The organism is Kitasatospora sp. NPDC051164 (assembly GCF_044455625.1).
Lineage (GTDB): Bacteria > Actinomycetota > Actinomycetes > Streptomycetales > Streptomycetaceae > Kitasatospora.
Genome location: NZ_JBITFB010000020.1, coordinates 179006 through 190865 on the forward strand (window position 1 = coordinate 179006; position 11860 = coordinate 190865).

Genomic DNA, 11860 nt, shown 5'->3' on the forward strand with positions numbered 1-11860 from the left:
GTTGATAGCTGATGTGGCAACGCTAGCCCTTCTGCCGCTCGCTTGTCTAGCGGTGCTAGGATCGAGCCATGTCGGTACAGGAACGAAAGCAGCGCGAACGGGCGGAGCGCGAACGCCTCATCGTGGCCACGGCCCGCGAACTCGCCGAGCAGCAGGGCTGGGACGCGGTCACCACCCGCCGGCTCGCCGAGCGCATCGAATACAGCCAGCCCGTCCTCTACAGCCACTTCCGCGGCAAGCGCGAGATCATCGGCGCCGTCGCCCTCGAAGGCGCCGCCGACATGGCCGCGGCGGTGCGGGCCGCGGCCCGCACCGCGGACGGCCCGCGCGCCCGGGTCACCGCCCTCGCCCGCGCCTACCTCGACTTCGCCGCACGCAACCCGGCGGTCTACGACGCCATGTTCCAGCTCGACGGCGGCCTGGCGTTCGCGCAGGAGGACACGCCGGAGCCGCTGAAGGACGCTTTCGCCGCCCTGCTGGAGAGCCTCGGCGAGGTCGCCGGGGACGGCGTCCACCCGGGGCTGTTCACCGAGGTGTTCTGGGCGGCCCTGCACGGGCTGGCGACCCTGACCAGGGCGGGACGGCTGCCGCCGGAGGAGACCGAGCGCAGGACGCAACTGCTGGTGGACCGGCTCGCCGTGCTCTGACGCACCGTCCCGGCGGGCACACGGCCGGGCCGACTTCCTGCGCGCTGCGGTGCGGTGCGGTGCGGTGCGCTGCGGGGTTCAGTCGGCGCGCTGGCCGTGGAGGAGGACGGGCAGGGACCGGTTGACGAGGGCCTCGGCGGCGCGGGCGGCCTGGGAGGGGGCCATGAAGTCCGGCAGGTCGTTCGCGGGGACGAAGCGCGCGCCGAGCAGGCCGCTCTTGTTCTGCGGCGGGACGGTCAGGCGCACGCCGTCGGAGACGGTGCCGCCGTCGAAGACCAGGTTGAGACGCTCCAGGTGGCGGTCGGCGGGCGTGAAGTCGACCGCGACGAGAGCGGTGAGACGGACGATCAGGCCGGTCTCGGCGTGCAGGTGCCGGGCGGCGGCCAGGTGCGGGGGCTCGTTGGGACGGGCGGCGCCGCCGGGCAGGATCATGCCGTCCATGTAGTCCGGGTCCACCAGCAGGACTTCACCGCGCTGGTTGCGGACGAGGACGAGGCAGCCGAGCCGGCACACGGGCGGCTTGGCGAGCAGACGGGGGTCACGCATCAGGGAGTTCACTTTCTCAGGGCGGCGAGAAGCACGAGAGAGAAGCACGCCCACCACGCGAGGTGGGCGAGGAGTTCAGTCGTCATACGTGAGGCGCTCGTAGCGCAGCCCCTTGCGCAGCAGGTCGAGCAGGCGCAGCAGGTCGAGCGGGCGGGCGACACCGAGGTCGATCAGGTAGGTGCCGGTGAGGCGGCCGTACTCCCAGTCCACCTCGATCGAGGGCCACTTCACCCCGCCGAGGGCGAGGACGGTGGTCAGGTCGTCCAGGACGGCGGCAGCCTGCCGGCGCTGCTCGGCGGTCGCGCGGGAGAGGGCGGAGGTCATCGCGCCGGCTCCCCCGGGCGCGGGTGGACCTCGAAGGCGCGCCACGCGTCGTAGGCGTCGGTGAAGAAGGTGAACCCGGTGAGCTCACCGGTGGGCTGACGCAGCCACTCGCCGGTCATCTCGTTGCGGACCCGGTAGAGCTGGGTGGCGGGGTCGAAGCGGACGCCGTAGCCGTGGAGGCGGGGGGACTTGTCGTCGGACATGGAAGGGAACCCTCTGCGATCGGAGTTTCACGTTCTGTGCACATGGTGGCGCAGCGTCGCCTACGATCGGAAGCGGCTTGCTACTTGCCTTCGGCCGGCCAGAAGTTGAGGACTGCCATGAACAAGAAGAAGGTTGACCCGGAGTCCAGCCCCTGGGCACCCTTCGGGATCCAGCTCCGCAAGTTCCGAGAGGCGAAGGGCCTCCTCCAAGAGGACCTGGCTCCGCTCCTGGAGTGCTCCCCCTCGCACCTCTCGTACATCGAACTTGCGCACCGACCCCCGAGTCGCAGGCTCGCCGAACTCGCCGACCTCGCGCTCGACACCGGCGGCACCCTCCTGCTGATGTGGTTCCAGCTGAAGAGCGCCGCGATCCTGGAGGGCTTCCCGGAGTACGCGCGCTACGAGGGCCTCGCGGAGCAGATCAGGATCTTCGAGATCGATGTCATCAACGGACTCCTGCAGACCCGGGCGTACGCAACGGCCATCGAAATGGGTTACGCCAGGCAGACGGACACCAGCGACAAGCTGGTCGAGGAGCGCATCGAATTCAGGCTTGGCCGACAGAAGATCATGGAGCGGCCTTCTCCCCCACTCGTACACGTGGTGCTGGACGAGGCCTCACTCAGGAGGATCGTCGGTGGGCGAGACGTCATGGTCGAACAGCTTCTCCACCTTGAGCAGTTGAGCACCCGCCGCAACGTGGTCATCCAGGTGGCGCCGTTCTCCCTGGGCGAGGACCGGCCGTTCACACACATGACGGCTCTCCTTACCATGCCGAACCGCAAGGTTCTCGCTTACGGCGAGGTTGAACAGCGCGGTTTCATCGACCGCGATACCAAGTCGGTTGCCGCGCTAGTCAAGAGCTACGATCGGCTAGCGATCGAGGCCCTTGGCCGGGCCGAATCGCGAGCTTTCATCCGTGCGGCAAGGAGGGACCTGGAATGGATGTCGACCTGACGGACGCTTCCTGGCGGAAGAGTTCGTACAGCGGCGGGGGCGGCGGCCAGTGCATCGAGGTCGCCGACGGCTTCACCGGCATCCTGCCCGTCCGTGACTCCAAGGACCCCTCCGGCCCGGCCCTCGTCTTCTCGTCCTCCGCCTGGCAGTCCTTCGTCACCGCCGTCCGCACCGGCGAGTTCGACACCCGCTGACCGCGCCTACCACATCAGCGACTTGGGCACGCCAACTACGAACCAAAACGAGTGCGGGCCGTGATCGGACTGCTACCGGGACTAATCGCAGTGCACTGGGCTTCAGCCCGGTGGTGAAGCGATTCTGAGCCCTGCTCTGACCTGTGCGGTGGGCACCCTCCCGCGCTGTTGACGGTGCTCACCGCTGGCGGTCATACCGGGCGGTTCTGCTGCTCGATGTACTGCCGGACTATCGACAGCGGCGCGCCGCCGACTGATCCGGCGAAGTACGAACCGGACCACAGGCGCTGTGCCCGCCAGTAGTGCTTGACCAGCTCGGGGTACTCCTGGCGCATCCGACGGGAGCTGACGCCCTTGAGGCTGTTGACCGGCTTGGACAGGGCGACCTTCGGCGGGAAGTTCACCAGCAGGTGGACGTGGTTGTTCTCGCCGTTGAACTCGACCAGCTCCACTTCGAAGTCCTGGCAGACGCTCCGCATGATCTCTTCCAGCCTGGTCAGGTGCCGGTCGGCGAACACCTTGTGACGGTACTTCGTCACGAAAACCAAGTGCGCATGCAAGACGAAAGCGCAGTGCCGACCAGTGCGAATGTTCTGATACTCAGCCATAAACCAACATGTCACGGTGATCACCGTGCAGCTCAGGTACAGCTTCCGCGTGTACCCGAACGGGCCTCAGCGTTCCGCGCTGGCAAGGGCGTTCGGGTGTGCTCGGGTGGTCTACAACGACGCGCTTCGCGTCCGTGAGACCGCCCGCGCCACTGGGCTTCCGTTCGTCACCTCCGCCGAGCTGGGCAAGCAGCTCACCGCCTCCAAGACCACTCCCGAGCGCACGTGGCTCGGGGAAGTCTCGGCCGTGGTGCTGCAACAGTCCCTACGGGACCTGGACACCGCGTACCATCGGCTGATCGGTTGATCGGCCGGTACCCGGCGCCGCAGACCCGATCACGCGTGGGGCGCCAGGGGTTCGGCGGGGCGCGGCTGTCATCCCCGTGCGGGGTCGCCCAGGCGGCGGTGCCACCAGTATTCGGCGCGCCAGGGGCGCCGGTGGGCGAAGGGGTCGGGCAGGGTGCGGCGGTGGAGCGCCACGTCCAGGGGCCTGACGAGGCGGGCGAGTTCGGTACGGGGGCGGGGCGGCAGTCGTTCCAGGACGGCGTCCAGCACGTCGCGGGCGTGCCGGACGTCGTCGAAGGCGCAGCCCGGGCACGAGGGGCACATCGACTCCTGCGGGTAGAGCGGGCGCCGGCCCGGTGGGTGCAGGAATGTGCGGTAGCGCCGTAGTGCCCGGTCGGTGGCGCCGGGGTGGAGGTAGAAGCTGTCGCAGCGCTCCTCGAGGCGGTGGACGGCCAGGCTGGTGCGGGTGGAGAGTCCGTGGATGCGCGACGGTGGGGCGCAGTCCCGGGAGCGGGGGGACGGGCCTCGGGTTGTTCCTTCGGCGCGCAGGGCGCGCGGCCGGTTACGCGGCATGGGCCTTTCGGCAGGTGGTCATGGGGGTCATGATGCCAGGCCGGGGTGTCCGGTCGCACGCGTTTGGGCTTGGGCCGGTTGAGTGGGAAGTCGGCCCGGCCGACTTCCCGCTCCCCTTCCCCTCTGGCATGCGCATGGTGAACCTGAGTGCAGGGAGGGGCCGTTGAGCGGATGGGGGCGCGCGTCGCATCCCTGCCGTTCCACGACCTCCGGAGGATCCCGTGTCCGCTGCCCCCCGTTCCGTCCGGGCGACCGGCCTGCTGCCGGCCGCCGGCCTGATCTCCGCTGTCGGCCTCACCGCCGCCACCACCAGCGCCTCCAGAGCAACGAGAAGGTGACGCTGTTCGGGATCCGCCCGAACGGCCACGAGTTCAAGATCGCCACCGACTCCTTCGACGACGCCGACGGCGAGCACATCCGGACCCTCGGCACCCCCGACCACAACGGCTGGACCGCCTCCTGGTCGCCCCTCCGCACAACCGCCCGACCGACCGACCGCCCGACCTGCGGGAACCGCAGGTCCGTACCCGAAGTCATGATCGATGTGAAGACCGACGCCATGCAGAACGAACCGTCCCCGTCCGCGACTCCTCCCCGGATCGACCGCAGGAGGCTGCTGCTCAGCGCCGCCGGGGGCCTCGGCGCGCTCGCCGTCGCCGGCGGGATCGGCTGGTGGGCGCGCCGGGACGACGTGCGCGGCCCGCGGCTGTGGAGCTCGCCCGGCATGGGCGGGCGGGTCGTGCTGCCCGCCGGGGAGCAGCAGGGGCTGTTCGCCTCGGGGTACGACGGCAGTGTGCGCTCGCTCGATCCGCGGACCGGCGCGGTGCGCTGGAGCCGGGTGGTCGGGGCGGCCGCGCCCGTCGACCACTTGGGCGTCTGGCAGTTGGACACCTCGGGCGGGTGGCGGCTGGCCGCGGGGGACGGCGTGGTGTGCGTGGTCTCCACGAGCGGTGTGCACGTGCTCGACGCGGCGTCGGGCGAGCTGCGCTGGGAGGCGGCGCTGCCGGACTGGGCCGAGGACGCGTGGGACCAGGATCCGGTGGTCGGCGGCGGCCGGGTGTTCGCGGCCCACGGGTCCTCGCTGCGCTGCTACGACGCGGCCACCGGCGCGGTGCGCTGGAGCAGTGACCCGGGCGCGTCGGGGGTCCTGGCGCTGGCCGGGGACACCGTGTACGCGGCGGGCCGGTACGGCGGGCTGTTCGCGTTCGACGCGGGCACCGGTGAGCGGCGCTGGGCGCAGGACGCGGTCGGTGGTCTCGGTGACCGTCCGGTCGTCGACCGGGGCGCCGTCTACGTCAAGCAGAACGGTCCGGTGCAGAATTCCGCGGCCGTCTTCGCGCTGGACGCGGCGACCGGTCAGGTGCGGTGGCAGCGCGGGCGGCTGCCCGTGGCGGGCCCGCTGTCGGTCGCCGACCGGACGGTCTGCCTGCTCGGCGGGAACCGGCTGACGGTGCTGGACGCGGACACCGGCGACACCCGCTGGACGGCCGGCGTGCCCGTGGGCCTGGGGCGCGGGATGAGTTCGATGACGGCCGCCGACGGCACCGCCTACGTGGGGACGAACGACGACCGGCTGTTCGCGTTCGACCTCGCGACGGGGCGGCCGCGCTGGCGGGACGAGCCGGAGCGGCTCAAGGGGGACACCGAGTACACCAGGGTGTTCCTGGCCGCGGCCGGTTCGGCGGTCTTCCGGGGCAGCCGCACCGGCCTGCACGCCCTGGGGGCGCTGCCGTCGGCCTGACGGCCCGGGCGTTTGGGGCGCAGGCGCGGGGGGCGGAGGGGGTGCAGGCGCGGGGGGCGGAGGGGGTGCAGGGGCGGGGAGTGGGAAGTCGGCCGGGCCGACTTCCCGCGTCCGGTGGGGGCGGCCGGCGTCAGGCGATGCGGTCAGGCGATGCGGTCAGGCGATGCGGTGGGCCAGGCCCGGGTAGTCGACGACGAGGCCGTCCGGGTCCAGCAGCAGGTCGGCGTGGTAGTCGCCCGACGTGTAGCGGACGGTGGCGCCACCGTCCTCGTGGCGGCGCAGGTGGGTGTAGGTCTGGTGGGAGGGGACGACCGCCAGGTCCGGTACGCGGATCCAGGCCATCAGGAGGCTCTGCTCGCCCGGGCCCCGGTGGAGGGCGTGGCGCAGGACGGGCGGGGTGTTGGTGAGCGGGGACAGGCCCAGGTCGCAGTCGAGGGCGCCGGCGAGGTCGGGGCGTTGGCGCCCGTCGACGCTCCAGCGGCCGGTGGCCTCCTCGCGGCGCAGGTCGAGGGTGCGCACGGCGCCGGACGTGTGCGCGGTGACGTGCATACGGCGGGTGGTGAAGTCCTCGCCGGTCTCGAGTTCGTAGGTGAGCCAGTACGGCGCGGGCTCGGCGGCGGCGACGCGCCCGCGGGCGGTCAGGGCGGTGGGGCCGAGGTCGATCCAGGCGGTCTCCAGGCCCGCGCTCTCGACGACCCGCCAGGTGGGCGTCGCGGCACGGCTGTCGGTACGGCTGTCGGCGGAGGCGTCGGTGCGGCTGTCCATTCGTGCACGGTACGCCGGGCCGGGGGCCGCTGCCGCCCTGGGCCTGCGTCACCTCTCGCGTCGCGCAGGCCCTCTCGACGCGGGCGCGCCCGGGGCCGCATCCTCGTCCGGGGGCGCGGCCGCGCGTCGTCACCGCACCCGTCACGTTACGGTGATCACCGTGCAGCTCAGGTACAGCTTCCGCGTGTACCCGAACGGGCCTCAGCGTTCCGCGCTGGCAAGGGCGTTCGGGTGTGCTCGGGTGGTCTACAACGACGCGCTTCGCGTCCGTGAGACCGCCCGCGCCACTGGGCTTGCGTTCGTCACCTCCGCCGAGCTGGGCAAGCAGCTCACCGCCGCCAAGGCCACTCCCGAGCGCACGTGGCTCGGGGAAGTCTCGGCCGTGGTGCTGCAACAGTCCCTACGGGACCTGGACACCGCGTACCGGAACTTCTTCGACGGCCTCCAGGGCAAGCGCCCGAAGATGGGAGCACCCCGGTTCAAGTCCCGCCGCGACACCCGGCAGGCGATCCGGTTCACCGCCAACGCCCGATGGAAGATCACGCCGGGCGGTGACCTGTCGTTGCCGAAGATCGGCGACGTGCGGGTGAAGTGGTCCCGAGCCCTGCCGTCCGTGCCGTCCACCGTGACCGTGGTCAAGGACAGCGCGGGCCGGTACTTCGCCGGCTTCGTCATAGACACCGACCCCGCCGACGACCTCGGGCGCATGCCCGAAACGGACTCCCAGGTGGGGATCGACCTCGGGCTGACGCACTTCGCGATCCTGTCCGACGGCCGGAAGATCGACAGTCCGCGCTTCCTGCGCCGGGCCGAGAAGCGCCTCAAGAAGGCCCAGCAAGCCCTCTCCCGCAAGGCCAAGGGCAGCAGCAACCGCGACAAGGCCCGCATCAAAGTCGCCCGCGCTCATGCGCGGGTGACCGATGCGCGGCGCGAGTTCCACCACCGGCTCTCAACCGAGATCATCCGCGAGAACCAAGCGGTTGCCGTTGAGGACCTGGCGGTCAAGGGACTGGCCCGCACACGCATGGCCAAGTCCGTGCACGACGCCGGATGGTCGGCGTTCGTCACGATGCTGGAGTACAAGGCCGCCCGGTACGGGCGCACCCTGGTCAAGATCGGCCGCTTCGAGCCGACGTCTCAGGTGTGCTCGGCCTGCGGCGTCAAAGACGGCCCCAAGCCACTCAACGTCCGCGAGTGGACGTGCGCAGCGTGTGGGGCCGTCCTTGACCGGGACATCAATGCGGCGGTCAACGTCGCCAAGGCCGCCGGACTGGCGGTATCAGCCTGTGGAGCGCGGGTAAGACCGGGAGCGATCCCGGCACAGCGCGAAGAAGCAGGAACCCACCGAGACGGTCAGCCGACCGTGGTAGGAATCCCCGGCCATTAGACCGGGGAGCGGAAGTCAAGAGACCACCGTCAACCTCATCGACAACGGCATCGCGGCCCTGCTCACCCACCCCGAGCAGCTCGCCCTGGTCCGCGCGGGCAAGGCCGGCTGGGGCGACGTCGTCGAGGAGGCGCTGCGCCGCGACGCCCCCGTGGCGCACCTGCCGCTGCGCTACGCCGTGGAGGACATCGAGCTGCCCGGCGGGACGACCATCCCCCGGGGCGAGGCGATCCTCGCCTCCTACGCCGCCGCCGGACGCCACCCCGCCCGCTACGGCGACAGCGGCGCGGACTTCGACGTCACCCGCCCGGCCAAGGACCACCTCGCCTTCGGCCACGGCCCTCACTTCTGCATCGGCGCCCCGCTGGCCCGCGTGGAGGGGCAGACCGCGCTGCGCAAGCTCTTCGAACGCTTCCCCGACCTCGCCCTCGCGCCGGGCACCGAGCTGCGGCCCGTCGAGTCGATGATCTCCAACGGGCACCACGCCCTGCCGGTCCTGCTCGGCGGGCAGGCACCGCCGGCCCTCTAGAACGGCCCTCCGGAGCGGCCGTCCGGAGCGGCCGTCCGGGGCTGCGCTAGTCCGCGCGGAGCAGCGGGCGGGCCGGGGGCGGGCGGGCGTGTTAGCAATGGCCGCAGGGGTGGGGCCATCCGTACGAAGCACCCACGCACGCACGTACACACGCCAGCACGCACGCGCACGCGTTCACGCGCACGTGCGCACTCGAAGCGGGAGACCCGTCTTGTCGCACCACCTCAGCGGACCGAACCTGCGCTCGCCCGACGGCGACGCGCGCCTGGACCTGACCGACCTGTTCGCCTTCGCCTCGCCGCAGGCGGGCCGGACCGTGCTGATCATGAACGTCAACCCGGTCGCGCCGACCGGCGGGCAGGCCTTCCACCCGGAGGCGGTGTACCGGATCAACATCGACACCGACGGCGACAACCGGGCCGATCTCGCCTTCAGCTTCACCTTCTCCGAACCGGTCGGCGGTGCGCAGACCATGACGGTGCGGCGCGCCACCGGCGAGGGGGCGCGGGGGCACGAGGCGACGGGCGAGCCGCTGGTGTCGGGTGCGCCGGTGAGCTTCACGGACACCCCGGCGGTGGTGGAGGCGGGCCCGTACCGGGTGAGCGCGGGGCTGCGCAGCGACCCGTTCTTCGCGGACCTGGACGGCATCGTGCACGAGTTCCGGTGGACGGGGGTGGACTGGGGCGCGGACAAGAACGTGTTCGGGATCGTGCTGGAGGCGCCCGAGGCGGAGTTCGGCGACGCGCCGCAGATCGGGGTGTGGGCGCGGGTGAGCGTGCGCAAGGACGGGCGGCTGGTGTCGGTGGACCGGGGGGCGCACCCGTCGCTGACGGCGTACTTCAACGAGGAGGACGTCAAGGACGCGTACAACGCGGGGGAGCCCGCCGAGGACTGGCAGACCTACCGTGCGCCGTGGACGGCCAAGCTGCAGCACTTCGGCGGGTACACCACGGAGGCGGCCGAGGCGCAGCTGCGGCTCGTGCTGCCGGACATCCTGCGCTACGACCGCACCCGTGCGGCCGGCTATCCGAACGGGCGCACGCTGAGCGACGACGTCACCTCGGCGCGGCTGTCGATGCTCACCGACGGCACGGTGCCCACCGATCACATCGGCCCGCACACCGACCTGCTGCCCGCGTTCCCGTACCTGGGCCACCCGCACTGACGCACCCCGCACTGACGTACCCCGCGCTGTGCAGGCCTCGCCGAGCCCGCCTCGCCGAGCAGGCGTCGCCGAGTACGCCGGTCAGGGGCGTGTGGCAAGGCGGCGCGCCCCTGTCAGATGTCAGGGACCGCTGCGGCCGGTGCGTTCCTAGGCTGACGGGCACCGGTCCGGTCGATCGCCGGGCCCCGCACCAGCCAAGGGAGAACCACCCCATGCGCAGGATCACCCACGCCCTGGCCGCCCTCGGTCTCGCCACCGCCGCCCTGACCGCGATGGGCACCGGCAGCGCCGGCGCCGCGGACGGCTCCTGGGCGAACTGCCCGTCCGGCGCGGTCTGCATCTACCCGCAGAACCAGGACCCGGCCGTCTCCCCCACCGACGTGTACTGGAGCTACGGCGCCCACAACCTGAGCAACCAGTACGGCAACCACTGGGTGCTGAACAACCAGACCGGCGGCGCGCACGCGCACCTGTGCCGCGGTTCGGGCGGCGGGAACTGCGTCTACGACATCGCGGCCCAGCGGGGCGTCTACTACGACCTGGGTCCGATCAACTCGATCACCCTCGACCGCCCCTGACGGGCGGTCATCCGAGCGTCACCGCAAGCCGGGGGTGCCCGCCGCACAGGGGAGCGGCGGGCACCCCCATTTTCCCGTGTCTTCACCGGGGCGTGTTCATGAAGATGACGAGTCGAGGTGGATTCCGGGCAGTTTGGTTTTACTTATTGACGTCATGTACGCGCTCAGGTTAACTCCCCCCACCCCGCCGCAGAGTCGCGGCGACCCCAGGGAGAGGCACCCGTATGAATGTCGTACTGCGTCGCGCCCTCGTCTCCACCACCGGCCTCGCGCTGGCCCTGTCCATGACCGCCGCCTGCGGGAAGGCCGGCGGCACCAAGAGCGACGCCACCTCCGCCGGCGACTCCGGCACCATCGGCCTGCTGCTGCCCGAGAACGCCTCCTCCGTCCGCTACGAGTCCTTCGACAAGCCCTTCATCGAGGCCAAGGTCAAGTCCCTGTGCGGGCAGTGCAAGGTGCTCTACAACAACGCCGAGGGCAGCGCGGCCAAGCAGAAGCAGCAGTTCGACACCCTGCTCACCCAGGGCGTCAAGGTGATCATCCTCGACCCCTACGACGCCAAGTCCACCGAGGGCTGGGTCCAGGAGGCCGCCGCCAAGGGCGTCAAGGTCCTCGCCTACGACCGCCTCGCCGGCGGCCCGATCGCCGCCTACACCTCCTTCGACAACGAGAAGGTCGGCGAACTCCAGGGCCAGGCCCTGCTCGACGCGCTCGGCGCGCAGGCCGCCGACGCCAACATCGTCATGATCGACGGCGACGAGGCCGACCCCAACTCCGCCCAGTTCAAGTCCGGCGCCCACAAGGTCCTCGACGGCAAGGTCAAGAAGGTCGTCTACGAGCAGTCCGGCCAGTGGAGCCCCACCGTCGCCGGCCAGAAGATCTCCGCCGCCGTCACCGAGCTCGGCAAGAACGGCTTCCAGGCCGTCTACTCCGCCAACGACGGCATGGCCGGCGCCATCATCACCCAGCTCAAGGGCGCCGGCATCAAGGTCCCCGTCGGCGGCCAGGACGCCGGCCTCGACGCCGTCCAGCGCCTCGTCAACGGCGACCAGGCCTACACCATCTACAAGGCCTACAAGCCGCTCGCCGAGACCGCCGCCGAACTGGCCGTCGACCTCCTGCAGGGCAAGGACGTCAAGACCGTCGCCACCGCGAGCGTCGACAGCGCCACCGCCAAGAACATCCCGGCCAAGCTGCTGGACCCCAAGGTCGTCACCAAGGACAACATCGCCGCCACCGTGCTGGCCGACGGCCTCTACAAGGCCTCCGACATCTGCACCGCCGACTACGCCGCCGCCTGCGCCGCCGCGGGCCTCAAGTAGCCCCGGCCCCTTCGGGAACGCCTCCTCGGGGACGCC

General features: G+C 71.2%; 15 protein-coding genes and 1 pseudogene. 10 read left to right on the forward strand and 6 right to left on the reverse strand.

The features are described from left to right. The first annotated feature begins 68 nt into the window (after nt 1–68). On the forward strand, nt 69–647 hold the full coding sequence (locus ACIBEC_RS28620; protein ID WP_360497686.1) for a TetR/AcrR family transcriptional regulator: 579 nt from the start codon (nt 69–71) through the stop codon (nt 645–647). A 78-nt stretch (nt 648–725) separates the two neighbouring features. Here ACIBEC_RS28620 and ACIBEC_RS28625 read toward each other — a convergent pair whose 3' ends face one another. From ACIBEC_RS28625 to ACIBEC_RS28635, 3 genes are all read right to left on the reverse strand, one after another. Next, complete coding sequence (locus ACIBEC_RS28625) at nt 726–1193, reverse strand: NUDIX hydrolase (RefSeq protein ID WP_360497689.1); 468 nt, start codon at nt 1191–1193, stop codon at nt 726–728. 75 nt (nt 1194–1268) lie between these two features. Then, entirely contained in the window at nt 1269–1517 is a 249-nt protein-coding gene (locus tag ACIBEC_RS28630; protein ID WP_360497692.1) for a hypothetical protein, read from the reverse strand. After that, on the reverse strand, nt 1514–1720 hold the full coding sequence (locus tag ACIBEC_RS28635) for a hypothetical protein (RefSeq protein ID WP_360497695.1): 207 nt from the start codon (nt 1718–1720) through the stop codon (nt 1514–1516). Before ACIBEC_RS28635 ends, ACIBEC_RS28630 begins: the two co-directional genes overlap by 4 nt. A gap of 117 nt (nt 1721–1837) precedes the next feature. On the opposite strand from ACIBEC_RS28635, the gene ACIBEC_RS28640 reads away from it, so the two are divergent. Together ACIBEC_RS28640 and ACIBEC_RS28645 are read left to right on the forward strand one after the other, a co-directional pair. Further along, nucleotides 1838–2677, forward strand: a complete 840-nt coding sequence (locus ACIBEC_RS28640) for a helix-turn-helix transcriptional regulator (protein WP_360497698.1) — start codon at nt 1838–1840, stop codon at nt 2675–2677. Next, nucleotides 2662–2871 carry a DUF397 domain-containing protein gene (locus tag ACIBEC_RS28645; RefSeq protein WP_360497700.1) on the forward strand — a complete coding sequence of 70 codons (210 nt, stop codon included), beginning with the start codon at nt 2662–2664 and terminating at the stop codon, nt 2869–2871. The genes ACIBEC_RS28640 and ACIBEC_RS28645 overlap by 16 nt, the downstream gene beginning before the upstream one ends. 191 nt (nt 2872–3062) lie before the next feature. Here the strand turns inward: ACIBEC_RS28645 and tnpA are convergent, their stop codons facing one another. Beyond that, nucleotides 3063–3479, reverse strand: coding sequence for an IS200/IS605 family transposase (gene tnpA, locus ACIBEC_RS28650; protein ID WP_360497703.1), 417 nt, complete (start codon nt 3477–3479; stop codon nt 3063–3065). A 25-nt stretch (nt 3480–3504) separates the two neighbouring features. On the opposite strand from tnpA, the pseudogene ACIBEC_RS28655 reads away from it, so the two are divergent. Beyond that, nucleotides 3505–3768 (forward strand): annotated as a pseudogene (locus ACIBEC_RS28655) (helix-turn-helix domain-containing protein); the annotation flags it as partial. An 86-nt stretch (nt 3769–3854) separates the two neighbouring features. On the opposite strand, the gene ACIBEC_RS28660 reads toward ACIBEC_RS28655, so the two are convergent. Beyond that, complete coding sequence (locus ACIBEC_RS28660; RefSeq protein WP_360497706.1) at nt 3855–4337, reverse strand: hypothetical protein; 483 nt, start codon at nt 4335–4337, stop codon at nt 3855–3857. 334 nt (nt 4338–4671) lie between these two features. On the opposite strand from ACIBEC_RS28660, the gene ACIBEC_RS28665 reads away from it, so the two are divergent. Further along, on the forward strand, nt 4672–6078 hold the full coding sequence (locus ACIBEC_RS28665; RefSeq protein WP_360497709.1) for a PQQ-binding-like beta-propeller repeat protein: 1407 nt from the start codon (nt 4672–4674) through the stop codon (nt 6076–6078). Between the two features lie 156 nt (nt 6079–6234). Here ACIBEC_RS28665 and ACIBEC_RS28670 read toward each other — a convergent pair whose 3' ends face one another. After that, the gene (locus ACIBEC_RS28670) at nt 6235–6843 is read right to left on the reverse strand and encodes a putative glycolipid-binding domain-containing protein (RefSeq protein WP_360497712.1); all 609 of its coding nucleotides are present in this window, start codon (nt 6841–6843) and stop codon (nt 6235–6237) included. Nucleotides 6844–7003: 160 nt separating this feature from the next. Here ACIBEC_RS28670 and ACIBEC_RS28675 point away from each other — a divergent pair, with 160 nt between their 5' ends. The 5 genes from ACIBEC_RS28675 to ACIBEC_RS28695 all read left to right on the forward strand — a co-directional run bounded on the left by ACIBEC_RS28675 (nt 7004) and on the right by ACIBEC_RS28695 (nt 11824). Continuing rightward, nucleotides 7004–8230, forward strand: coding sequence for an RNA-guided endonuclease TnpB family protein (locus ACIBEC_RS28675; protein ID WP_360497814.1), 1227 nt, complete (start codon nt 7004–7006; stop codon nt 8228–8230). An 85-nt stretch (nt 8231–8315) separates the two neighbouring features. After that, nucleotides 8316–8759, forward strand: coding sequence for a cytochrome P450 (locus ACIBEC_RS28680; RefSeq protein ID WP_360497816.1), 444 nt, complete (start codon nt 8316–8318; stop codon nt 8757–8759). Nucleotides 8760–8970: 211 nt separating this feature from the next. Continuing rightward, nucleotides 8971–9924 (forward strand): DUF4331 family protein, encoded by a 954-nt coding sequence (locus tag ACIBEC_RS28685; RefSeq protein WP_360497715.1) that lies wholly within the window; start codon nt 8971–8973, stop codon nt 9922–9924. A gap of 212 nt (nt 9925–10136) precedes the next feature. Then, nucleotides 10137–10502 (forward strand): hypothetical protein, encoded by a 366-nt coding sequence (locus tag ACIBEC_RS28690; protein ID WP_360497718.1) that lies wholly within the window; start codon nt 10137–10139, stop codon nt 10500–10502. Nucleotides 10503–10726: 224 nt separating this feature from the next. Beyond that, nucleotides 10727–11824, forward strand: coding sequence for a substrate-binding domain-containing protein (locus ACIBEC_RS28695; protein WP_360497721.1), 1098 nt, complete (start codon nt 10727–10729; stop codon nt 11822–11824). The last annotated feature ends 36 nt before the right edge of the window (nt 11825–11860 follow it).

What these genes read in the sequence shown, in the direction of transcription:
- ACIBEC_RS28620 (WP_360497686.1), top strand. Translation starts at nt 69, where the DNA reads ATGTCGGTACAGGAACGAAAGCAGCGCGAACGGGCGGAGCGCGAACGC.
- ACIBEC_RS28625 (WP_360497689.1), bottom strand. Translation starts at nt 1,193, where the DNA reads ATGCGTGACCCCCGTCTGCTCGCCAAGCCGCCCGTGTGCCGGCTCGGC.
- ACIBEC_RS28630 (WP_360497692.1), bottom strand. Translation starts at nt 1,517, where the DNA reads ATGACCTCCGCCCTCTCCCGCGCGACCGCCGAGCAGCGCCGGCAGGCT.
- ACIBEC_RS28635 (WP_360497695.1), bottom strand. Translation starts at nt 1,720, where the DNA reads ATGTCCGACGACAAGTCCCCCCGCCTCCACGGCTACGGCGTCCGCTTC.
- ACIBEC_RS28640 (WP_360497698.1), top strand. Translation starts at nt 1,838, where the DNA reads ATGAACAAGAAGAAGGTTGACCCGGAGTCCAGCCCCTGGGCACCCTTC.
- ACIBEC_RS28645 (WP_360497700.1), top strand. Translation starts at nt 2,662, where the DNA reads ATGGATGTCGACCTGACGGACGCTTCCTGGCGGAAGAGTTCGTACAGC.
- tnpA (WP_360497703.1), bottom strand. Translation starts at nt 3,479, where the DNA reads ATGGCTGAGTATCAGAACATTCGCACTGGTCGGCACTGCGCTTTCGTC.
- ACIBEC_RS28660 (WP_360497706.1), bottom strand. Translation starts at nt 4,337, where the DNA reads ATGCCGCGTAACCGGCCGCGCGCCCTGCGCGCCGAAGGAACAACCCGA.
- ACIBEC_RS28670 (WP_360497712.1), bottom strand. Translation starts at nt 6,843, where the DNA reads ATGGACAGCCGCACCGACGCCTCCGCCGACAGCCGTACCGACAGCCGT.
- ACIBEC_RS28690 (WP_360497718.1), top strand. Translation starts at nt 10,137, where the DNA reads ATGCGCAGGATCACCCACGCCCTGGCCGCCCTCGGTCTCGCCACCGCC.
- ACIBEC_RS28695 (WP_360497721.1), top strand. Translation starts at nt 10,727, where the DNA reads ATGAATGTCGTACTGCGTCGCGCCCTCGTCTCCACCACCGGCCTCGCG.